The organism is Pseudorhodoplanes sp. (assembly GCF_050250235.1).
In the GTDB taxonomy this organism is placed as follows: Bacteria; Pseudomonadota; Alphaproteobacteria; order Rhizobiales; family Xanthobacteraceae; genus Pseudorhodoplanes.
This window is the reverse complement of sequence record NZ_JBFWPA010000061.1, coordinates 1-21,297: the sequence shown is the minus strand read 5'-3', so window position 1 is coordinate 21,297 and position 21,297 is coordinate 1. Positions and strand designations below refer to the sequence as shown.

Here is a 21,297-nt window from a genome sequence, read left to right as displayed (position 1 = left end):
GAAGGGAACGCTGCCATTCTGCGAGCGCAGGTACTCGGATGGGTGATTTTGCCCTGGGCCAGCCCGTAGCCCGGTTTGAGGACGAGCGGTTTTTGAAGGGAGCGGGATGTTATGTCGATGACATCGACCTCCCCCGCATGGCTCATGCTACCGTCCTGCGATCGCCGCACGCGCATGCAAAGATTCACTCGATCGACGTCGAAGCGGCGCGCCAGGCGCCCGGAGTCTTGCTGGTTCTGACCGGGAAGGACTGGCTGGCGGCGGGACTGGGCACTCTTCCGGTGGCAAGTGGGCGCGCGCGAAGCGGTGGCCGCAACATGTATCGTCCGCAATATCCTGTTCTGGCAACGGACATTGTGCGCTGGGTCGGCGACTACGTTGCGTTTGTGGTCGCGGAAACCAGGCACCAGGCTGCGGACGCGGCCGAGCTGATCCAGGTCGACTACGAGGCTCTTCCTGCGGCGATCGGACTCGCGGACGCCGCCAGGGCGGGCGCTCCGCTTGTCTGGGACGACTGCGAGGACAACATCTGCTTCGTCCAGACCGAGGGTGATCGGGAGTCGACCGACGCTGCCTTCGCCGCGGCGGCGAAGGTGATCAGACAGCGTTTCGTGATCAATCGTATTACGGCGGCTCCGATAGAGCCGCGTAGCGTGGTTGCTGAATATGACGCACTGTGTGATCAGTATACCATCCACACCATGGCCCAGCGCATCATGATGTATCGCGCTGACCTTGCGAAATATGTGCTGAAGGTTCCCGCGTCGAAAGTCAGGGTTATTTCAAACGACGTGGGCGGAAGCTTCGGACTGAAAGCGCCGGTTTACAACGAGGCGGCTCTTTCTCTTCTTGCCGCGCGACAGATCAGTCGGCCGGTGAAATGGACCAGCACGCGGTCGGAATCGTTCCTGAGCGATGCTCATGCTCGCGATCATCTGACCGACGCCGAACTGGCGCTCGATCGGGATGGCCGCTTTCTCGCGATGCGCGTCCACACCTTCGCCAATGCCGGCGCCTACTCGCAAACCCTGTTTCCGTCCTACGCCGACAATCTGGGTTCGCTGGCCGGTGTCTATTCCACCCCGGCGCTGGTCGCGACTACCACAGCCGTTTACACCCATACCAATCCGGTGCGGGCCTATCGCGGGAACGGGCGAACGGAATTTTCCTACATCATCGAGCGCATGGTCGATATCGCGGCCGACGAGATGGGGATCGACCCTTGCGAGCTTCGTCGCCGGAACTTCATCCCGTCCAGCGCGATGCCATACGAGACCGGGCTCACGCTGAAATATGATTGCGGCGAATTCCGCGAGTGCATGGATTTGGCGCTTGAGGCCGCAGACTTTGCGCAATTCGATTCCCGCAAAGGTGAGTCGAGGCTCCGCGGTATGCTGCGCGGTTTTGGCATCGCCTGCGTGATCGAGCGTGCCGCGGCGAAGGGTTTCGAGGCCGCGGAAATCCGCGTGGAACGTGACGGATCGGTCACTCTGGTGTCAGGCGCCCTGAGCCAGGGGCAGGGGCATGAAACCATTTTCAAGCAGATCGTTGCCGACCAATTTGGAATTTCGCCCGCGACGATCCGGTACATTCAGGGCGACACCGACAAGGTCACATTCGCGGACGGCACCGGAGCCTCACGAAGTGCAACCATGTCAGGGACCGCTTTTCACCTCGCCGCGAAAAAAATCATTGAAAAGGCCAGACTGATCGCCGCGAAGGCGCTTGGCGTGGAGCCCGGCCATGTCGCATTCGGCGAGGGGGTATTTTCGAGCCCGTCGACGAATCGCACGCTTGCGATCGACGAGGTCGCGGACTTCGCTTTCGACCTGAGCCGGCTTCCTGCCGGCGTGGACCCAGGCCTGTTTGCTGTCGGTGTGTTCACGGTCGACGGGGAGAATTTTCCGAACGGCTGTCATACTTGCGAGGTTGAGGTCGATCCCGATACGGGAGACGTCAAAATTGTCCGCTATACGGTGGTCGACGATGTCGGAACGGTAGTGAACCCGTTGCTACTCAAGGGACAGATCGTCGGCGGCGTGGCGCAAGGCGCTGGTCAAATTCTGAAGGAAGACATCCAGTTCGACACCGACGGGCAGTTGGTCACCGGATCCTTCATGGATTACGCGATGCCGCGCGCGACCGACATGAGCGTCGTGCAGGTATTGAGCCGGCCGACCTTCACAGCTACGAACCCGCTTGGCATCAAGGGCGCCGGAGAGGCCGGCAGCGTCGGCGCGATGCCGGCGGTCGCCAACGCCATCGTGGACGCGCTTTCGCCGTTCGGTGTTCGCCACATCGAGATGCCGGCGTCGCCGGAGCGCGTCTGGCGCGCAATTCACAAATCGGGCGTTGGACCGGGGCTTGCCGGTGACGCGTTGCGGCTTTTAAAGGGTGACGCTTGAACAGATCAGATCAACAGGAGACCACTCGCACGCTCGCGCAATTCGCCGCGGGACTTCGATACGCTGATATCACCCCAGAGGTACGCGCGCATGTCAAGAACATCCTGATTGATACCGTAGCATGCGGCTTCGCCGGCCATGACGGCGACGAGACGGCTCAGATCCGGGCCTTGTCCGAATCGATCGCCAGATCCGACGAGAGCAGTGTGATCGGTGGCGGAGGACTCTCCCTCGCAGGGGCGACGCTGCTCAACGGCTATCTGATCACGGCGGTGACGATGTGTGATATCCATCGCCCCACCCATACACACGTCACGCCCGAGGTGGTTCCGCCGGCACTCGCGATCGCCGAACGCGACGGATTGCCGGGACGCGACTTGCTGGTCGCGTTGGCGGTTGGTTTTGAGATCACGACCAGGATCGGGCTCGGCTCCGACTACCCGATCTTTCGTAAGAAGGGCTGGCACGGGCCCGGCATTTTCGGCGCTTTCGGAGCCGCCGCGGCGGTCGGCCGCTTGTTGAAACTCGACGCTGCGGCAATGGCGCGCGCGTTTGGACTTGCCGGAAGTCAGGCCGCCGGAACATTTGCCGCATGGGGTACGCCGACGGTCAAATTCCATCAATGCCGCGGCGCGCTCTCCGGACTGATGGCGTCAATCCTCGCGGCGCAGCACTTCGTTGCGACGCAAGAGTTCCTGACCGCCTCGGACGGCGGGCTTTACAATACCTATTCCGACGGCGGAAAACCCGCGCTCGCACTGGATGGGCTGGGGGAGCGTTGGGAGTTGCTGCAAATCGGACTGAGGCCGTGGCCGTCGGGCTCGCCGATGCAGGGTATCAACACCGTTCTGTTCGACCTGGTCGAGAACAATGCGATCGACGCCGACGCGATTGTCAAGGCGCGCATTCGTGTCAGCCCAAGCGTGTTTGAGATGCACGGTAATTTCCAGCACTACCATGGAAAATTCGAGGCGCTGATTTCGGCGCATTACACCGCAGCCGCCATCCTGGCCGACAGGGCGCTCGGTCTGCGCCAATACGAGGCGAGCCGGTATGACGATCCGGTCTTGCGGCAAGCGGTGATGCAACAGATCGAAATCGCGCCAGACCACAGTTTGCACGGCGTGCAGGCCATCGCCGAGATCGAACTGAACGACGGTACGAAGATATCAGGTCGCTGTGACCACCCGCGTGGTTCGTACGAGAATCCGCTATCGCGCGACCAGCTCAGATCGAAGTTCGAGACTTACGTTTCCAGATTCAAAACGGCTGATCAGCTGTCGGAGATATTCGGCATGATCGACGGCCTTGAAGACCTGGATTCGGTACGGCGCCTGACCGGGATGCTTCGTTCCCAGCTGGAGCGATCTGCGAACTGACGCAGCCTCGACCGTGGAGCACCCGGATCACTGCTTGTGTCGCCGTGCCAAAGATTGTTCTGGAGAAAATCATGCCGATCGGATTTCAAATCAACCCTCGCGCTTCCAAGATTGATCCGTCCCTGCTGGAAGCATTTCGTGGAATTCCCGCGCCGATCGTCAGCGACAACATGTCCCGCATGTTTGGCGGCGGCGCCGATCTGCGCCCGCGTCACCGGGGCGGCTCCATGCTAGGGGTTGCGCTGACCGTGCGCGCGCGCCCCGGCGACAATTTGATGGCGCACAAGGCCATCGACATGGCCGAGCCAGGCGACGTGATTGTCATCGATGCAGGAGGCGATCTCACGAATGCGATTTTCGGCGAGATCATGATGCGCCTCGCCATCAAGCGTGGAGCGGCCGGTGTTGTGGTTGATGGAGCGATCCGGGACTGTGACGTGATCGCGGCGGGTGATTTTCCAGTCTACTCCAAGGGCATCACCCATCGCGGTCCATACAAGGACGGGCCGGGCGAGATCAATGTCACGGTCACTGTCGGTGGTCAGACGGTCACCCCGGGCGACATTATCATTGGCGATATGGATGGCATGCTTGCCATTCCGCGTCACGCTGCGGTGCAGGTGGCGGCGTCCGCGCGGGAGCAGCTCAGGCGGGAGGTTGAAATTCTCGCCTCGATCGACAATGGTACGGTGGACCGGACTTGGGTCGATGAGATCCTGCGCGCGAAGGGATTGGTAGTGTAATCCTTTCGGCCCGCTTGTCGCAAATCATGTTCAGGATGCCCGAGCCTTCCGGCCACAGCTTCTCGGTCTCGCACGACGATGATCCGACGTCCGTCGAGGATAGGAAGCGAGCTCGTCCAAATACAAGTACACAAGCGAGGCCCCCTATGCTTCGAAAGCAGAGATGGCCCTGCCATCGTCAACGGCGATTGAGGGGAGCGTGAGTATGCTCTCTCCAGAAGAGGATGAAGCGATATTGCGCGCAGCTGGGTTTTCCGACATCAGCCTGTTCTACGCAGCTTTCATTTGGCGCGGCTGGACGCGGCGCAATGAAGGCTTCGAAGTTTCCTGACGCCCAGAAGGCCTCATTCTGAAACCAAGGTGCTGACGTGATGCCGGTGGCGGGCATCTGCCGCAAGGCCCGGATCAGCCCGGCGACCTATTGGAAGAAGAAGTGCGATGGCCTTCTGCCGAACGAGATTCGTCGGCTGAAGCAGCTCGAGGACGAGAACAACAAATTGCGGAAGCTGGTGGCCGATCTATCGCTCGACGTGCGATGCTTCCGGCGTTCCAAAGAATGATCTCAGCGCAGGACAGCAGCATCGCGCGAATCTCGACAACTCGCCACCCGGATGGAATTTGCGATAGGGACAGCCATCGTTGGCGTCCCGATCTTGGGCGACCTGCATCACGAGTATGTCCGAATGTGATTTTCGGAAAGGACAGGCAGCGGGCGCCAAGGCAACGAGTAGCCGGAAGCGCAGTCCTCCGTCCAGTGGCTTAACGGGCGGCAAACTCCGGCAGCGGATGAGCAGCACTGCGACGAAGCATCTCCTCTAGGAACGGCAAGATCGTCTCGGCCGAGCGCTGCATTTCAGGCCAATGCACCGTGCGGTAGTGTTCAGCCAGCTCGGAGACCTCAGCCTTCAGGGTAGATTCGTCGATGAAGCGGAGGACACGATCGCGCATGACAATTGTACCATCGATAATGGATGTCCGAACCGCACCCGAGTTCACGGAAAAGGCGAGTTGACGAAGAGGATCCGCAAGCGGGATGAAACCCCAATCGCTTCTGTCGAGCAGAATGATGTCGGCCTTCTTGCCAATCTCGATGCTCCCGATCTCATCCTCCATCATCGTGCTTTTCGCGCCGCCGCGGTAGACCATGTCGAAGACATCACGCACCGTCACCCACTCGTCATGATGACCGCTGCCAATTCGATGGAGGAGGCTGGCCGCCCTGATCGCTTCCACCATATCTCCGGTATCGCTGGTGGCGGTACCATCCGTGCCGATCGCTACGTTCACGCCTGAACGGCGCATCGCGCGCACAGGGCACAAGCCGCTTCCGAGCTTCATGTTGGAGAGTGGATTGTGCGTGACCGAACAGCCGTGTTCGGCCAAGAGCTCGATGTCTCGGTCGGTAACCCAGATGCCGTGGTTGATCGTGAGCCGTGGCGACAATGTACCGATCTTGCCAAGGTGCTCGATCATCGAGCATCCATAGAACAGCCGTCCGGTCACCGCCTGATTGCGGGTCTCGTCGACATGGCAATGAATCGCAATATTGCGGGACAACGAGATGTCATTGATCTCTTCCCAGAAAGGCGCGGTGATTCGCTGGGGGCTCATTGGTCCGAGGATGATGCCCGTCTTCCCTTGATAGCCGTTCCACTTGCTGTGCAGATCGTTGAACTGCGCGACCTGATCGCGGAAATCGGGAGCTGGTACGGCGTCAATCCTCGCCAACTCCTCGGCGGGCAATATGTCACGCATGAAGGGACGGCCATCAGCGAAATTGGTGTTGATGAAGCTGACGGTCACAACTGACCGAAGCCCGGCATCCGCATAGGCGCGCACCGCGCCCTCTACTGCAACATCGACGAAATCCTCCTTCGCATAGGAATTGATGACGTCGTCCTGAATTGTCGTCACGCCGCTCCGGATGCTCTGGATCGCGACGATCATCGAGCGAAGGTAATTTTCTCGGACGCCGAAGGCCGGAACGCCCGACGGCGGATAGGCCCGCGCGAGCCACAGCTCGAGGGGAAGATTATCATAGGCACCCTGCTCGAAGCTTTCGTTGGAATGCATATGGGCATTAATGAAGCCGGGCATCACGATGAAGTCGCTCGCATCGATGACCTCGTCATAGTCAGCGTGCGCGATAGCCGCACTTTCGGGCGGCCAGGGTCCGACGTCAGTGATGGTGTCGCCCTCGACGACGATGTAGCCCCGTTCGATCTGCCGGTCGGCTTTGTCGGCTGTTACTATGCGGCCGTCTTTTACGAGAATGCGCATCGGATGTCCCTAGAGTCCGCTAAGAATGCGTTGTTTCACGTAAAAAAGCCGTGGGTCAAGAGGACGACTTCAGGCGGGGTCAGCTGCCTTCCTTCCCGCCACCACACACGTTCGGTCGGGCGCCGAACTCCCCTGGAAAACAAGCAATCGTGTTTCTCTTCGCAGCCGCGATCCCAACGGAAAGCCTTGTGAAAATAGCGCGCGATTGCGATTGAATGCGCGTCAAGCGCTGCGGCAATCTTGAAAAGCCCAAGGCTCTCAACTAAGCAAACGGAGCCGCTGGAGCAGACCAGTCCAGAAGCTTGAGCGGATAGTTACGAAGAAGCTCGATCGAATATTGAGAACGATGGCGCGTCCCAGAGGCAGCAGAATAGGTGGCGCGGAAGGAACCAGAAAACCTCGTCGCGCGACAAGCCTTCCGAACGCGAATACCTTGTAGCCCCGCTGCCGGAAAACGGCATTGATGGGAGAATCGGAACTTCGAAGCCAAGCGGTCTCGTGAATCAAATATTTGCGAGGTCACAACGCAGTCAGAACTGTTCGATGGAGGCATCTACGATGCATCAGGTGCTGGATCCGCAGAAACTAGACGCGAAAAGCGTCTATAAAATTCTGGCAGGAACGGTTGTTCCACGGCCGATTGCGTTGACATCAACAGTCAGTGCAGCGGGAATTCGTAATCTTGCTCCTTTCAGCTTTTTCAATGTCTTGTCTCACCATCCTCCACTCCTTACGCTCTCAATCGGGACACGAGAGCCCAACGGGGAGGACAAGGATACTGTCAACAATTTGAAGGATGTGGGCGAGTTCGTCGTTAACATTGTAAATGACAAAATCGTTCAGGCTCAATCGACGTGTGCTACGCACTTCCCTCCAGGGGTCGACGAATTCGACGTATCGGGCCTCACGCCTGTACCGTCATTGTTGGTGAGGCCGCCGCGCGTAAAGGAATCACCCGTTAATTTTGAGTGTCGCGTTTTGCAGATATTGAAACTGCCGGAGTCTCCCTCGTCGCTTGTTATCGGCCAGATTTGCCTCTTCCACTTACGCGAAGACGTTATTGATAAGGATGGGCGGATCATCACTACGCAGCTGCGTCCGGTAGGCAGGCTCGCAGGTGACGAGTACTGCCACACGCAGGGCACGTTTACTTTAGACTACGACGCCTTCGATGACATACGGCAACAGCCTTAAACACGATTATGGGTGGGATTTCCGTGCTGACTCCGTAGCGTTTGTCTGTTGTTTGGGGCCGCAATTGTGAAACTCAAGCCTCTGGTCGCCATCCGGAGCCGGTTCAAGCAAGGATGAAGCCTTCTGCACCGCGCGCACAATCGCGAGATAGCCGGAACATCGACAAAGATTTCCGGCAAGAGCTTCCCGGATTTCCTCCTCATCGGGCGTCGGAGTTTTTAGAAGAAGGGCAGTTGCAGCGATCGTGAAGCCGGGCGCGCAATAGCCACACTGAAATGACACTTCAGCCACAAGTGCGGCTCGCACAGCGCGCCCCTCACGAACGTCCGACAAGCCCTCTGGTGTAATCACCGATCGGCCGTGCAGCCGATATAATCCAAGCATGCACGCATTTGTCGGCAGACCATCCACCAGCACAAGGCATGTGCCACAGCGGCCGATTCCGCAGCCGACCTTGGCAGCCGTCAGCTCCAGTTGCTCGCGTATCACGTCAATTAGCGGTGTCTGGGCGTCGCCGACGAAGGTAACTTGATCGCCATTTAACCTGAAGGTTATCGGTTTCATGACACAGCTGTCGCTTCAAGAGAATCGAGTATTGTCTCCGGCTCCAACGGGAGATTGGTGAACCAGGTCCCGGTGGCCTCGGCGACGCCTGAATTAATGGCTGCAGCGACGGCGCCGATCGACAATTCGCCAATGCCACGCGGGCCGTGACGATCTTCTGGATCGAGTGCCTGCACCGCGTATGTTCGCATTTGAGCTGGCGCATCCGGACACGTCGGTATCAAATAGTTGTCTAGGTTGCGGGATAAAAATGTGCCTGCTTTGATCAGCGTGTCCTCAAGCAATGTGAAACCCATAGCTTGGACATTGCCCCCCTCAAATTGTCCGAGATAGCCGGGCGGATCCATCACGGGACCGGCGGCCGAGTGCTGATCAATCTCCAGGACGCGCACGATCCCAGTCATCCGGTCGACCGAAATGCGTGCAATGGCGGCGGCATAGCTGTGCATGAACAACGTGTTGCGGTGCCTGGAATCATTTTTGGGGAACGACACAGTGCCCGTTTCGCTGGGGAGGCGGTCGGGACTGAGCCAAGCCGCCAGCTTGGCAAAGCTTAGGACCGATGAGTCGGCCGAGTCGTAGATCCCGCCATGCCCTATACGCAGTCCGGTCGGTGCGCGGTTCAACATGAGGCCGGCCTGCTCAAGAATTTTCGCGCGCATGCGCGGCGCGAGCTGACGCGCAACCTGCCCGACGATTGTGGTAGAGCGGCTAGCAATCGTCGCGCCGGAATCAGGTGCAGCATCGGTGTCGCCGACGACAGGAGCCACGTCAGCACGGGCGCAGCCTAACGCGTCTGCGACTGATGCCTGAATCAGCGCCGTGACGCCCTGCCCAAACTCGTCGAAGCTGAAAGCCGCCTCGATCCTGCCGTCGGCGAGCAGTGACAATCGTCCGCCGCCGTCATCCGGAACACGGGAGCCGAGGCCGACCGGTTGGCAGACCAGTGCAACACCGACTCCTGTCAAGACTCGTCCAGCCGGGTCAGGACCCCGGCTCTTGTGCCAAATGTCGCTTGCAGCTGCGTGTTCGAGCACGTCTTCGAGCCGCTCCGATCCCGACATCGTGTGGCCGAAGACGCCTGGATCGCCTGGCTTTCGCAAATTCAGCCGTCGCATGGCGATTCGATCGAGACCGACCTTCTCCGCCAGTCGGTCGATCTGGGCCTCAACGGCAAACACCGTCTGATTAACGCCGAAACCGCGGAAAGCACCGGCTATCCCGTTGTTGGTGTAGACGGTGCGGCCACGCAGGCTGACATTGGGGACGTTGTAGGGACCGCAGCCCTGTGCCATCGCTGCATGTGAGACCGCGATGCTCCACGACGAGTAGGCACCGGTCTCGCACAGCAAGTCGACCTCCTGCGCGAGCAAACGGCCCTCGTGATCGCACCCACTTCGGATTCGGATGGTGAGAGGCGTGCGCTTCCATCCTGCGATGGTGGACTCTTCGCGGTTGAGATGAAGCCGCACCGGCAAACCGGCTTTAAGCGCGAGGAGAGCAAGCGGCGGCTGGATCGTCAGTTCGTCCTTGCCACCGAAGGCGCCGCCTGTCGGGCTGCTGACAACACGGATTTTTTCCTCTGGCAGTGCGAGAATCCGCGCGAGCTGCATCCGGTCCCGCGTGTTGGCCTGTGCGCCAACAAAGATTTCCAAGCCGCCATCCGCCGTAGGCCTAGCAAAGCCGCCTTCGGTCTCCATGAAGGCATGCATCTGGCGGGGTGTCGTATAGGTATCTTCGACGATATGCGCACAGGACGCCCAGGCCGACTCGACATCACCCCGCACGTAACGGTCGTCATCAAGAACGTTGCCGCCTTCGTGGACTTGCGGCGAGTCCGGCAACATGGCGCTGCGGACATCGTCCACCACCGGCAACAACTCGTACTCAATCTCGATCAGTGCCAAAGCGCGCGCCGCGGTCGCCGCATCCACCGCGGCGACAGCCGCAACCGGGTCGCCTTCATAGCGCACGCGGTCGAAGCAGAGTGCAGGCTGGTCCTGGACCAGGACGCCATAGGCGTTAAGACCCGGGACATCTCGCGCGGTCACAACGGCGCGAACCCCTGGCAATCGTTCAGCTTTAGACACGTCCAGATCAAGAATTTTCGCATGCGGCACTCCGGCGCGCAACACCCGGCCTACCAGCATATCGTCACGCCGATAGTCCGTCAGGTATTGCAGCGATCCTGAGACCTTGCACTCGATGTCCGGACGGACCGGCCAGCTTGGGGACGCGCTTCGTGAGACCAGGTTTTGTGGAAACACGGGTGCCCGGAAAGAGGGGATCGCGTACCGGTGCCGGGATCGCGGTTGATCCGCTTTGATACCCAGTGCGCAAAGAAGCGCATTGGCCGCGGCCAAGCGCTTGTAGCGCCCGCTGCGGTGTTCATCGTCTTCTGCCACGATCTCGCCGACTAGCCGATCCCGCAGTTCGTGCCAAGCCACGTCGTCGAATCTGCGTCCAGTCAGCCAGTTTTCAGTTGAGGTGAGCCGTGCTGGCTTCACGCCGGCGCCGACGCAGAGGCGGGCGGCGCCGATTTGGCGATCGGAGCCTGATCGCAGCGCCGCTGCGATGCCGACCACGCTGGGTGCAAAGCCTTGGCGTAGGCCGATTTTCTCAGCAGCGACATGTGTGGGCGGAGGTGGCAATGCAAGTCCGACCAAAATCGCGCGATGACACTCGGTCGAGCGGGATGCCAACCACTGAAGCAGCGGCTGTTCTGCAAAGCCAGAGTCGTCCCAAATTGTCAGGATAGCGTCCAAGGCGAGGAGCGTAGGCACAGCGCATCCGGACATGCGGCAGATATTCCCTCCTATCGTTCCCGATGCCCTGACTGCAGGCGAGCCGATACGTGAAACCGTCGCCGCGAGTGCCGGGAACAGCGAGCCAACGACGGGATCATCCCTGATTTCCGTCAGCGTTGTGAGGGCGCCGATCCAGAGACTTCCATCCGGTCTGCGCGCAACACCACGGGCTTTTCCACCGAGCCGCGACAGGTCCAGCACTGTCTCGGGCCATCCTGTTTTTTGCCAATCCAATTGTGCGGCGGTGTTGCCGGCCACAGTTACGACTGTTGGATCGGACGCCAGGATCTGCCATGCTTCCTCGAGCGTCTCTGCCACCTCGATCCGCGTGGCCTTAAGCAACTCAATATGGTTGCGCCCGTCGATTGTCACGCAACATGCTCGGAGATGCTTGCCTGGTCCAAATCGAGTGTGTCCTTTGCTGAAAGCGAGAGGGAAGCGGCCTTCGCAAAGCTTTCCACGTGTTCAAGCTTGGTGGCGCTCGCAATCGCTGTTGTCACTCCTTCGCGCAACATCAACCATGCAAGTGCGATTTCGGCTGGTTGGGCAGAGTGACGGCTGGCTACATCATCAAGTGCATTAAGAATATTCATGCTACGGCCATCGATAGGCATCCTAATTCACAACCGGAATTGCCGGCGATGGCCCTTGCGGGATCGAGGCCCTGTTGTCGGCGCTCCGAAGCGCTTCGGAACATCCTTGCCGCGTTTCTCGGAAGGGAACGGCAGGCTATCCTTTCAATATTGGCAGGAGACCGCTCACGGTCTTCTTAAGGTGTTTGCGGGTGATCGTGGCTGCTCGTTTTCCGTCGCCGGCCCGTATGGCGTCGAGGAGGGGAGCCATTTCAAGCTTGGTGAACGGCCGGCGCGGGCCGCCGACCAGCAGACGCAAATACGGTTCCGCACGTAGTGTCAGATTGCGGATCATCTCGACCAGCATCCGCTTGCCTGACGCGGAATAGAATGTGTGGCGAAAGCTTTCGTTCAACTCGATGAGCTTGCTCGCACTGACCGCGTTGTTCATTTCCTCGACAATGCCCTCGACAGCGCGCAGCACCTCAGGCGTCACGCGCTCGGCTGCTTCGTGCGCGGCACGGGCTTCGAGCAAGATCCTGATCTCGTAGATTTCGAGGAGTTCGTCTACCGTCGGCTTGTAGACCACGGCACCTCTGTGCGGGTGGTTGACCACGAAGCCTTCTGCTTCCAGGGTAATGATCGCTTCGCGCAAGGGCGTGCGCGACACGCTGAGAAAAGCCGAAAGTTCGTCCTGACGCAGCGGCTCGCCGGCGCCGAGACGGCCGGACAAAATCAGTTCCCGCAAACGCTCGGTGGTGACTCCCGAGACCGTTTGCCGCTTTGCGATTTTCACCTTGTGACGTTCCGACATCGGTTTGGCTCAAGTCCAATAATGCAAGTTTCGTGTGAAATTGGTCAGACGAGTTCGACCCGTTCCCGGCTTGCCATGACGAGAACGCGTCCTTTCAGCGTCATCCCTTCAAAGGGGGCGCGATCCGGCGTCTGGCCCGGCCAGTTCGTGATGACGTCCTCATGGTCGGGAGCGATCAGCATAACCTCGTCGGGTGGCGATGTGCCGAAAATCGCGGCGGGCGCCCGCGTCGCCTTCCCGATCATTGCGGACAGCGGCCACCGGTACATCTCGCACAGCGTCAGCAGTGCGGACAGAAACTGCTGCTGTGTCTGCAGACCAGGTGTAACCGGTGGCCCAATATAGAAAGGCGCATTGTGATCGCTGGCGATCATGTCGACTTCCTCGAGGAAGATGCCGGCAAGCGAACGCCCGGCCTCGGGCGGCGACAACGGCGGCAGCACGGTGAGCGTCGCGCGCTTCATGTCTTCGATCGGCAGCAGGAAATGCGGGCTGGTCTGGATGGTGGCGTTTGTCGCCTTGCGCATGATCTGCACCATCGCAGCCGACGTGGCGTGACGCAAATGCAGTGGCCGGTCGCCGGTGCGCTCCACGACGCGCTGCAGCCCGGTGTCATCTGCGTTCCACACCATCGGCTTGATCCCGGCCTCCCAGAGCGCATCGAGGTTGCGATCGAGATTGGGATCGTTTGAGTAAAGTTTGCAAAGCTTCGGGAAATGCTCGATTACCATCGAAAGATTGCCGCGAAGCCAGGCCGGAAAGTCCGCGCTCTCGGGATTCGGCGATACCGACAGCAGCGGAACGATTTTCGGCAATGCGTGGCGTTTGAGGTCGCGCGCCATCGCCGGAATGTCCATGGTGCGGGCAATCTGCCAGCGCACGGCGACATTCATGCGGGACACGCCTCCCGAAAGCGCGCGCAGCATGTCGCTCCGCCGAACGCCGAATTCCAGATGTGGCATGTGAGCATCGGCATCATAGAGCGCCGGCAGCAGCCACAGCTCGCTGCCGTCGATGTCGCGCCCTTGTCCGGTCGGGTGAACGGAGGAGAGTTCGTAGCCGCTTTCGATCTGCCAGCGGATCGATCGACGTTCGCCGCTCAACGGATCAAGGACGTTATGGAAGGTTGTCCACAATGGAACACAAATGCGTTTGTGGTGTGCGGTATCGGGCGGGCAACTTGCAAGGCTTTGACTGGCGATGCAATATATTTTATCCAATTATTTATCCAAAGGTGAGCCTTGGATTTCGAGACGCTGGCGAGAAAGGTGGACCAGCTGGAGTCGCAGGATGCGATCCGGCGACTCAAGGCGCGCTACATGCAGGCCTGTGATGATCGGCTAGGGCGCGCGATCGCCGATCTGTTCTGGCCCGATGGCATCTGGGAAGCGACAGGACCCAGCACAGCGGGTCAGGTCGTCGGCCACGACGCGATCGCCGCCATGTTCGAGGCGAGTCCGCGACGTCTCACCTTTACCACTCATTATCTGACCAATGAAGAAATCGCGGTCGAGGGCGATCACGGCGCCGGGTCCTGGAAGCTGTTCGAGCCCTGCACGTTCCAGGACCGCTTGGCGCTCTGGATGGGCGGTCGTTACGTCGACGCGTTCGAGCGCCGCGGCGGCGAATGGAGGTTCGCGCACCTGAAGCTCCATATCGAGTTTCGAACGCCGTTCGAACAAGGATGGGTGAAAGAGCGCTTTGCCGATCTGAGCGGCAACAATGCCAATAAGCCGGCAACGGGTCCGATCGCTATCCGTGCGATCGACCACGTCTCATACACCGTTCCCAACCTCCGCCAGGCAGTGGACTTCTTCGTCAATGTCCTGGGTGCGCGGGCATTATACGAACGGAGATCGGGCGCATTCGGCGGCGACCTCGCGGAGCGTTTTGACGTTCGTGCGGGTGCGTCGTTCGAACTCGCCAAGCTCGAACTCGCGGGCACGTCGATCGAACTGTTCGAATATCGCGATGCCGGCGGCCCGAACGTCACGGCAAAGAACTCCACCTGTGGTGGCGGCCATTTCGCCATGCTGGTCGACGATTTCGACGCCGCGCTGGAGCAACTGGGCAAGATTCCGGATGTCCGCTTGCTCGGCCAAGCATCGGTTTTGGCTGACGGCCATCCGCTGGCGGGGCGCCGCTGGATCTACTTTCTTACTCCGTGGGGCCTGCAGCTCGAACTGGTCTCTCGCATCCCCTGACGGGCGGAAGGTAGTTACGAAGGCACCGCACGCGCCGCAGTCGCCGCGACAAGATATGCCTGAATTTCGATCAGATTTGTCCAAGAATCGCGCACCGATTGGCGCCTGAGCGTCGAAAAGACGCAGGAAAAATCAACACAAACGAGACGTTTGCGGTCTGGCATGTGCGTTGCAATGCATAAAATATTGGATTCTAAATTTTATCCAATTAAGATGTTCTAAACTAAGCGCGGAGGGTGAAATGGACCGCTCTGAACTCACCGGCAGGACGGGGTCACGCTGATGGACCAGCGGGCCCATCACGTCACTTATCTCAATCCCGAAGGGGCCTGCCCTGCGCAGGGACTGTATTCGCATGTCGCCGACGTGCGCGGCGGCCGCCTGCTTTTCGTGGCCGGCCAACTGGCGGTCGGCAGCGACGGCAGCGTGGTGGGTGCCGGGGATTTCAGGGCGCAGTTCCGCCAGGTCTTCAAGAATCTCGGCGATGTGCTGACGGGCTGCGGTTGCGGCTTCGATGATGTCGTGAAGTTCACGACATACCTCGTGCATTCGCAGGACATTCCGATCTTCATGGAAATGCGCGCGGAGATGTTCCCGAAGCTGTTCAAGGGCCCGCTGTTTCCGCCCAACACGCTTCTGATAGTCGACAGGCTCGTGAAAGAGCCGTTCCTGTTCGAAGTCGAGGCGGTAGTCGCTCCCAGGGAGCGCGACTGACATGCGGGCAGGCCAGGGCAGCGACGCGCGGAAAGTGGCGCAGTTCGAGCCCGGCGTCGCTGTCACCTCGAGCCGCCCGTTCTGGCGCCGCGCGCTAGGCATCGTGCTCGCTCCGTGGCCGTTCGTCCTGATCATTGCCGTGTGGCAAGCCTGGATCGTGTTCGGCCGAGTTCCGGAGATCGTCGCGCCGTCGCCTCTGCTGGCCTTCACACATGCTGCGGAACAACTTCGTGCTATCGGGCCGGACCTTTTGGCCACGCTTAAGGTGGTGGCCGCCGGGCTCACGCTCGGGATGAGCGCTGGTATTGCGCTGGCGATCGCCGCGTGGTTTTCGCCCTTGCTGTCCGGTGTGCTGACGCCGCCGACCGTGCTCCTGAATGCGATTCCCTCGATCGCGCTCATTCCCGTGCTCGGGTCGATCTTCGGCTTCAACCCGATGACGGTGGTCGTGGTCGCCGCCCTGATCACGTTTTTCCCCGCGTTCGTGTTGACGCGCTCCGGCCTTGACGCCGTACCGCCGAGTGCGCCGGATGTGCTGGCGGCGCTCGGGGCCAACCGCAGAGCGCGGTTTCTCTATCTCGCCTTGCCCGCAGCGCTGCCCAATATGGCGACGGCGCTTCGCATCGGAGCGATGCTGAGCGTGCTGGGCGCGCTGACCGCGGAATGGCTGCTCGGCACCGACGGGCTCGGGTTTCGTCTCGCACTTGCTCAGCAGGTGATGGACACGACGCAAGCCTGGAACATCAGCATGGTGGGTGTGGCGCTGTCTCTCATGATCTTCGTACTGGCGACGCTGCTCGAACGCACGATCGTCCGTAGATTCCGATGACCGTATTCATGCCCCGCTGAAACCTTGTGCCGAAACCCAAGTCAAAGCCGATGTGCCGAAACCATGTCCCCATTTGAGAAAGGAAAGACCATGATTGCGGATCGACCGAGCCGGCGTAATTTTCTCACAGGTGCAAGCGCAGCCACACTGGGGCTCGGCGCCTCGGCGTTGCTCGGATCGAGCGTGATCGTGTCCGCGCAGGGAGTGAAGATCCCGATCCAGCTCAACTGGATTCCGAGCGCCGACTTCGCGGGCTTCTACAATGCCGACGCGATGGGCTTCTACAAGGCGGAAGGCCTGACGGTGGAGTTCCTGCCGGGCGGTCCCAACATGCAGGCGGTCGAGCAGGTCATTTCGGGCGGTGTCGCAACGGCGGGTCTGCCCACCTTCCTGACCACCACGGTCAACGCGGTGCAGAAGAAGGCCGATCTGGTGGTGATCGGGACCGTGTTCCAGACCTCGCCCTTGGCGCTCATCAGCCTCGCCAAGACTCCGCTGAAAACCGCAAAGGATCTGGTCGGCAAGCGCATCGGCGGTACGCAGGGCCGCAAGCGCGAGCTCGACGCGGTCTTCCGGATCAACAATCTCGATCCGAATGATTATCGCTTCGTGCCGGTCGGCTTCGACCCGACGCCGCTGGTCAAGGGCGACATCGACGTGATGAGCGTGTTCTCCACCAGCGAGCAGACCTATTCGCTGACTGACAAGGGGATCGAGATCAATCTCGCCTATTACGCCGACCTCGGGCTGCCGACCTATACCGACCCGATCGTGGTCAGCGGCAAGGTGCTCAAGGAAAACCGCAAGGCAATCCTCGGGTTCCTGCGTGCCTCGATCAAGGGCTGGGAGATGAACGTCCGCGATCCGGAGACCGCGCCGAAGTTCCTTGCCGAGCGCTATGCAGGATCGACCAAGATCGACATCGCGCGGCAGATCAGGGTCAACCGCGCCCAGATGCCGCTGACGCAGAGCGCGCTGACCAAGGAGAAGGGCATGCTGTGGCTCGACAAGGCCCTGATCAAGGGCCCGATCTATGCCGGCCTGACCGCGGCCGGCGTCACCGATCTCCCGGATGTCGATTCCTATGTCGACACCAGCCTGCTGTCGGAAGTCTACGGCACGCGCAACACGCTGCTCTGATCGGCGCACATGCTGGACCGAAGCCAGATTCTGGACCAAGCGAAGTCAAGGCCGGCCAAGGCCGGCCTTGACACGGAATTGGTGAAAGCCGCCGGCTCCTCTACTCCGTTTGTCTCGATCGCCGGCGTGTCGAAACGGTTTGATACCGGGCCCACCGAGATCACCGCGCTCTCCGACGTCGACCTGGTGATCAACAAGCATGAATTTCTGGCGCTAATCGGACCATCGGGTTGCGGCAAGTCGACGATCCTGCGCCTGATCGCGGCGCTCGACACGCCGACCACGGGCAATGTGACGATCGACGGAACGCTCACGCCGGCCAATTTCGTGAAAGATGCCCGGCTTGGCATCGCCTTTCAGGACCACGCCTTGCTGCCCTGGCTGAGCGCGTTCGACAACGTCGCGCTGCCGTTCAAGGTGACCGGGCGCAGCGTGGACGCCGAACGTGTCACTTGGCTGCTTCGGCTCATGGGCCTCAAGGGGTTCGAGCATGCGAGACCAAAGCAATTGTCGGGCGGGATGCGCCAGCGCGTGGCAATTGCCCGCTCTCTGGTACTGAAACCGGATTTGCTGCTGCTCGACGAACCTTTCGGCTCGCTCGATTCGGTCACCCGACGGCGGCTCAATATCGAAATGCAGAGGCTGTGGAGCGATGACCGGCTGACGACTTTGCTGGTCACCCATTCGGTCGAGGAAGCGATCTTCCTCGCCGATCGGGTTCTCGTCATGTCGGCGCGGCCTGGATGCATCCGACTGGAAAAACTGGTGCCGTTCCCGCGTCCGCGCGTCCCTGAGATGATGCGGAGCGCTGAATTCCATCATCTGGCCGACGAACTCACGGCCGCGCTCGACAGTTTCGAGGATACGACCGATCCACGCGCTGGTGCGGCTGATGTCTGATAGCGCCACCCCGATGCAGAAGTCTCAATCGAGGCGAGATGTCGCCTTCGGCCTTATCGGGGTGATGGTGTCGATCGCGCTTTGGGAAATCATCGTGCGAACGCCAATGCTGACCGGGGTGCTGCCGTCGCTGGTCGATGTGTTCCGTGCGGTCGTGCTGTCGGACGATCGCAACCTGTTTCTGAATGCACTCCTGTTCACCACCAGGAATGCAGCGCTAGGCTATATCATCGGGGCGGGGATCGGCATCGCGCTCGCGATCCTCGCGCTCCTGGTGGTGGCGTTGCGGCCGGGAATCGTGAGGCTCGGCGCTGTCGTCAACGCCACGCCGGTGGTGGCGCTCGGACCAGTGCTGCTGGCGACCCTGGACCGCAACAACATCTCGATCGCGGTCGCGGCGTTCTTCGTGTTCTTCAGCGTGTTCATCACCACGCTGTCGGGCTTTGCTGAGGCGAGCGCTGCGCATCACGACCTGTTCTCCGCGCTCGGCTCCGACCGCCGCAAGCGCTTCCGCTTTCTGGAATGGCCGGTCTGCCTGCCGACGCTTGCTTCGGGACTGAAGGTCGCGGCGCCGGCTGCGGTCGTCGGTTCGATCTTCGGCGAATGGTTCGGGCTCGACCGTGGCATAGGGCCGCTCCTGATCAACTCGATGCAGAATTACGACATCGCATCGCTATGGGGCGGAACGTTGCTCGCGGGCAGCTTCAGCCTGCTCCTGTTCCTCATGTTCACCGTCATCGAAAGAAAGGTCGCCGACCGTTTCCGCTGAATCGGCGAAGAAATGCCAAGGAGATTTCCATCATGCTGAGCCAGACCACCGCAATGTTCCATCCCGAACGGTTCGCGCATGCCAACCTGTTCGTCGCCGATGTGAACGTGTCCGTCGACTTCTATCGCGACGTCTGCGGCATCACCGAAGTGTTCCGCGAACCGGGCGTCAAGGCCGGCTTTCTGAGCAACGGCGCCACCCATCACGATATCGGGCTGATGCAGTGCTCCGATGCGCCGCTGATCGGCAAGGACGGGACGGTGCAGAACACCATGACGCGCGGCCGCGTGCCGGGCCTCAACCACATCGCGTTCCGCGTCAGCACCGAAGCCGCGCTGATCGATGCCTATCGCAATGCCGGTCAGTTCGGCATAAAGCTGGAAAAGGCGCTGGATCACGGCATGGCGCGTAGCCTCTATCTTTTCGACCCCGATCAGAATGCCGTCGAGTTCTATGTCGACACGGTTGCGGACTGGCGTGGCTTCTATGCCGAGAATCAGAATCAGCTCATCAGTGAGCAATGGGACCCGACCGCGACGCCGCCGGTGCCGGAATTCGTCGCTCCGGATCGCGTCGACACGCGCGTGGCGGATGCGCCGCTGCAGTCAATGGAGATTTGCGGCGCCACTCTGATCACGAGCGATCTTGCCGCATCGCGCCGGTTCTATGAGAAGGGCGCCGGCCTACATCCGGTCGCAGCGAATGACGACGTTGCACTTCTCGCACTCCCGGACACCGATGAGCCATGTCTCGCGCTCGTCGCAGCGGAGAATGGTGACAAGATCGGACTGCACTCGCTCTGGTTCCTGGTCGACGACGATTCCCCGGTCTTGCAGCGCAATGCATCGGACCAGCGCTTCCGCCTGGTGCAAACGAAAGGCGGCACGCGCTGCTTCGTGCGCGATCCGAACGGCATCGTGCTCGCCTTCTATCCCGGCACCCAGACCTTGCCGGGTGCCCCGCTTCGGTCGGACGTGGTGGCGCCGCTGCCGCCCGCCTCCTGAGCGCTGCCGATGCACGCACGTTTCGTCAACGCCGGCGGCATTCGGACCCGCCTCCTGGAATGCGGCGACAAGCGGCCGGTTCTGTTGCTGCATCCGGTCGGCTTCTCCGCCGATGTCTGGTTCAAGGTTCTCCCGGGCCTTGGAGAACATACGCGCTCGGTGGCGCCCGACCTGCTCGGTCACGGCTTCACGGATTTCTACGATCCGAACGGCCGCATCGGACACAAGGCGATTTTCGAGCATTTGACCGCGCTCGTCGACGAACTCGGCTGGGACGAGTTCTCGGTGGTCGGAAGCTCGTTCGGCGGCCAGATGGCGGTCCTGCTCGCGCTCGCGATGCCGCGTCGCGTCAGCCGGCTGGTTGTCGTAGGCAGCGCTACCGCATTGCAGACCGAGAAGGAAACGATGGCCGCGCTCGCAGGCACGCTCGCCAATGCGTCCAAGGCACTGGATGCGCCCACATGGGAAAGCTGCAGAGCGCGGCTCGGCAATCTGTGCTTCGACCCTGCGCAGCGGCACGATGAGATCATTCTCAGCCAATTGACGGCCTATGCCCGCGACGGAGCTGCCGCAGCCTACAAGACGCTGCTTGCCGCCATGCTCGATGCCGATGCAGCGCGCCCCTATCGGGTGCGCGAGCGCCTGTCGGAGGTCGAGGCGCCGACACTGATCGTGTGGGGGCGCGAGGATCAGCGTGCCAGCCATCAGCGCGCCGAAGAAGGGGTCCACCTGTTCAAGGATGCGCGCCTCGTCACCATCGAGCGATGCGGCCACATGCCGTTTCTGGAACACCCTGAACGTTTCACAGAGAGCACGCTCTCGTTTCTCACCCAGCCGCAGGGCGCTGCGATACGCCGCGCCACGGCCTGATCACGGTCCATGCGGGCGCACGTGGCGCCCGCTGCCTCCTGCAGGAGTCTTGACATGCCAGTTTCACCGACGATCCGGAACATCGTGAGCAGGATGAAAAATTCCGCGC

Annotated in this window: 19 protein-coding genes and 1 pseudogene; 14 read left to right on the top strand and 6 right to left on the bottom strand. The window is 60.8% G+C overall.

Annotated elements, in window-relative coordinates:
• Positions 1-38 precede the first annotated feature (38 nt).
• The 5 genes and pseudogenes from AB7F49_RS23180 to AB7F49_RS23160 form a co-directional block, all read left to right on the top strand.
• A complete protein-coding gene (locus AB7F49_RS23180; RefSeq protein WP_428526732.1) occupies positions 39-2,405 on the top strand; it encodes a xanthine dehydrogenase family protein molybdopterin-binding subunit in 2,367 nt (788 codons plus the stop codon).
• Positions 2,402-3,784 carry an MmgE/PrpD family protein gene (locus AB7F49_RS23175; RefSeq protein ID WP_428526730.1) on the top strand — a complete coding sequence of 461 codons (1,383 nt, stop codon included), beginning with the start codon at positions 2,402-2,404 and terminating at the stop codon, positions 3,782-3,784. The genes AB7F49_RS23180 and AB7F49_RS23175 overlap by 4 nt, the downstream gene beginning before the upstream one ends.
• Positions 3,785-3,855: 71 nt before the next feature.
• Positions 3,856-4,527: an RraA family protein gene (locus AB7F49_RS23170; protein ID WP_428526728.1), complete on the top strand. Its 672-nt coding sequence runs from the start codon at positions 3,856-3,858 to the stop codon at positions 4,525-4,527.
• 163 nt (positions 4,528-4,690) lie between these two features.
• A complete protein-coding gene (locus AB7F49_RS23165; protein ID WP_428526769.1) occupies positions 4,691-4,858 on the top strand; it encodes a hypothetical protein in 168 nt (55 codons plus the stop codon).
• Positions 4,859-4,895: 37 nt separating this feature from the next.
• Positions 4,896-5,057, top strand: a pseudogene (locus AB7F49_RS23160) (transposase); the annotation flags it as partial.
• A gap of 229 nt (positions 5,058-5,286) precedes the next feature.
• Here AB7F49_RS23160 and AB7F49_RS23155 read toward each other — a convergent pair.
• Positions 5,287-6,807: an amidohydrolase family protein gene (locus tag AB7F49_RS23155; RefSeq protein WP_428526726.1), complete on the bottom strand. Its 1,521-nt coding sequence runs from the start codon at positions 6,805-6,807 to the stop codon at positions 5,287-5,289.
• A 558-nt stretch (positions 6,808-7,365) separates the two neighbouring features.
• Here AB7F49_RS23155 and AB7F49_RS23150 point away from each other — a divergent pair.
• Positions 7,366-8,001 carry a flavin reductase family protein gene (locus AB7F49_RS23150; protein ID WP_428526725.1) on the top strand — a complete coding sequence of 212 codons (636 nt, stop codon included), beginning with the start codon at positions 7,366-7,368 and terminating at the stop codon, positions 7,999-8,001.
• 6 nt (positions 8,002-8,007) lie between these two features.
• Here AB7F49_RS23150 and AB7F49_RS23145 read toward each other — a convergent pair whose 3' ends face one another.
• The 5 genes from AB7F49_RS23145 to AB7F49_RS23125 all read right to left on the bottom strand — a co-directional run bounded on the left by AB7F49_RS23145 (position 8,008) and on the right by AB7F49_RS23125 (position 13,861).
• The gene (locus tag AB7F49_RS23145; protein ID WP_428526723.1) at positions 8,008-8,565 is read right to left on the bottom strand and encodes a (2Fe-2S)-binding protein; all 558 of its coding nucleotides are present in this window, start codon (positions 8,563-8,565) and stop codon (positions 8,008-8,010) included.
• The gene (locus AB7F49_RS23140; protein ID WP_428526721.1) at positions 8,562-11,744 is read right to left on the bottom strand and encodes a molybdopterin cofactor-binding domain-containing protein; all 3,183 of its coding nucleotides are present in this window, start codon (positions 11,742-11,744) and stop codon (positions 8,562-8,564) included. The genes AB7F49_RS23145 and AB7F49_RS23140 overlap by 4 nt, the downstream gene beginning before the upstream one ends.
• Entirely contained in the window at positions 11,741-11,965 is a 225-nt protein-coding gene (locus AB7F49_RS23135) for an aldo/keto reductase (RefSeq protein WP_428526719.1), read from the bottom strand. The genes AB7F49_RS23140 and AB7F49_RS23135 overlap by 4 nt, the downstream gene beginning before the upstream one ends.
• Positions 11,966-12,101: 136 nt before the next feature.
• On the bottom strand, positions 12,102-12,758 hold the full coding sequence (locus AB7F49_RS23130) for a GntR family transcriptional regulator (protein ID WP_428526718.1): 657 nt from the start codon (positions 12,756-12,758) through the stop codon (positions 12,102-12,104).
• A gap of 44 nt (positions 12,759-12,802) precedes the next feature.
• Positions 12,803-13,861, bottom strand: a complete 1,059-nt coding sequence (locus AB7F49_RS23125) for a hypothetical protein (protein ID WP_428526717.1) — start codon at positions 13,859-13,861, stop codon at positions 12,803-12,805.
• A 165-nt stretch (positions 13,862-14,026) separates the two neighbouring features.
• Here AB7F49_RS23125 and AB7F49_RS23120 point away from each other — a divergent pair, with 165 nt between their 5' ends.
• The 8 genes from AB7F49_RS23120 to AB7F49_RS23085 all read left to right on the top strand — a co-directional run bounded on the left by AB7F49_RS23120 (position 14,027) and on the right by AB7F49_RS23085 (position 21,188).
• Complete coding sequence (locus tag AB7F49_RS23120) at positions 14,027-14,962, top strand: nuclear transport factor 2 family protein (protein WP_428526715.1); 936 nt, start codon at positions 14,027-14,029, stop codon at positions 14,960-14,962.
• Between the two features lie 282 nt (positions 14,963-15,244).
• Positions 15,245-15,676 (top strand): RidA family protein, encoded by a 432-nt coding sequence (locus AB7F49_RS23115; protein WP_428526713.1) that lies wholly within the window; start codon positions 15,245-15,247, stop codon positions 15,674-15,676.
• Position 15,677: 1 nt separating this feature from the next.
• Positions 15,678-16,505: an ABC transporter permease gene (locus AB7F49_RS23110; protein ID WP_428526712.1), complete on the top strand. Its 828-nt coding sequence runs from the start codon at positions 15,678-15,680 to the stop codon at positions 16,503-16,505.
• A 90-nt stretch (positions 16,506-16,595) separates the two neighbouring features.
• Complete coding sequence (locus AB7F49_RS23105) at positions 16,596-17,645, top strand: ABC transporter substrate-binding protein (RefSeq protein WP_428526710.1); 1,050 nt, start codon at positions 16,596-16,598, stop codon at positions 17,643-17,645.
• A 9-nt stretch (positions 17,646-17,654) separates the two neighbouring features.
• On the top strand, positions 17,655-18,545 hold the full coding sequence (locus AB7F49_RS23100; RefSeq protein WP_428526708.1) for an ABC transporter ATP-binding protein: 891 nt from the start codon (positions 17,655-17,657) through the stop codon (positions 18,543-18,545).
• On the top strand, positions 18,538-19,314 hold the full coding sequence (locus AB7F49_RS23095; protein WP_428526707.1) for an ABC transporter permease: 777 nt from the start codon (positions 18,538-18,540) through the stop codon (positions 19,312-19,314). The genes AB7F49_RS23100 and AB7F49_RS23095 overlap by 8 nt, the downstream gene beginning before the upstream one ends.
• A gap of 32 nt (positions 19,315-19,346) precedes the next feature.
• Positions 19,347-20,318, top strand: a complete 972-nt coding sequence (locus AB7F49_RS23090; RefSeq protein WP_428526706.1) for a VOC family protein — start codon at positions 19,347-19,349, stop codon at positions 20,316-20,318.
• A 9-nt stretch (positions 20,319-20,327) separates the two neighbouring features.
• The gene (locus tag AB7F49_RS23085) at positions 20,328-21,188 is read left to right on the top strand and encodes an alpha/beta fold hydrolase (RefSeq protein ID WP_428526704.1); all 861 of its coding nucleotides are present in this window, start codon (positions 20,328-20,330) and stop codon (positions 21,186-21,188) included.
• Positions 21,189-21,297: the final 109 nt, after the last annotated feature.

Excerpts from the sequence above, each read along its gene's own strand:
- AB7F49_RS23180 (WP_428526732.1), top strand. The coding sequence starts at position 39 with ATGGGTGATTTTGCCCTGGGCCAGCCCGTAGCCCGGTTTGAGGACGAG.
- AB7F49_RS23170 (WP_428526728.1), top strand. The coding sequence starts at position 3,856 with ATGCCGATCGGATTTCAAATCAACCCTCGCGCTTCCAAGATTGATCCG.
- AB7F49_RS23165 (WP_428526769.1), top strand. The coding sequence starts at position 4,691 with ATGGCCCTGCCATCGTCAACGGCGATTGAGGGGAGCGTGAGTATGCTC.
- AB7F49_RS23155 (WP_428526726.1), bottom strand. The coding sequence starts at position 6,807 with ATGCGCATTCTCGTAAAAGACGGCCGCATAGTAACAGCCGACAAAGCC.
- AB7F49_RS23150 (WP_428526725.1), top strand. The coding sequence starts at position 7,366 with ATGCATCAGGTGCTGGATCCGCAGAAACTAGACGCGAAAAGCGTCTAT.
- AB7F49_RS23145 (WP_428526723.1), bottom strand. The coding sequence starts at position 8,565 with ATGAAACCGATAACCTTCAGGTTAAATGGCGATCAAGTTACCTTCGTC.
- AB7F49_RS23135 (WP_428526719.1), bottom strand. The coding sequence starts at position 11,965 with ATGAATATTCTTAATGCACTTGATGATGTAGCCAGCCGTCACTCTGCC.
- AB7F49_RS23130 (WP_428526718.1), bottom strand. The coding sequence starts at position 12,758 with ATGTCGGAACGTCACAAGGTGAAAATCGCAAAGCGGCAAACGGTCTCG.
- AB7F49_RS23115 (WP_428526713.1), top strand. The coding sequence starts at position 15,245 with ATGGACCAGCGGGCCCATCACGTCACTTATCTCAATCCCGAAGGGGCC.
- AB7F49_RS23110 (WP_428526712.1), top strand. The coding sequence starts at position 15,678 with ATGCGGGCAGGCCAGGGCAGCGACGCGCGGAAAGTGGCGCAGTTCGAG.
- AB7F49_RS23105 (WP_428526710.1), top strand. The coding sequence starts at position 16,596 with ATGATTGCGGATCGACCGAGCCGGCGTAATTTTCTCACAGGTGCAAGC.
- AB7F49_RS23100 (WP_428526708.1), top strand. The coding sequence starts at position 17,655 with ATGCTGGACCGAAGCCAGATTCTGGACCAAGCGAAGTCAAGGCCGGCC.
- AB7F49_RS23095 (WP_428526707.1), top strand. The coding sequence starts at position 18,538 with ATGTCTGATAGCGCCACCCCGATGCAGAAGTCTCAATCGAGGCGAGAT.
- AB7F49_RS23090 (WP_428526706.1), top strand. The coding sequence starts at position 19,347 with ATGCTGAGCCAGACCACCGCAATGTTCCATCCCGAACGGTTCGCGCAT.
- AB7F49_RS23085 (WP_428526704.1), top strand. The coding sequence starts at position 20,328 with ATGCACGCACGTTTCGTCAACGCCGGCGGCATTCGGACCCGCCTCCTG.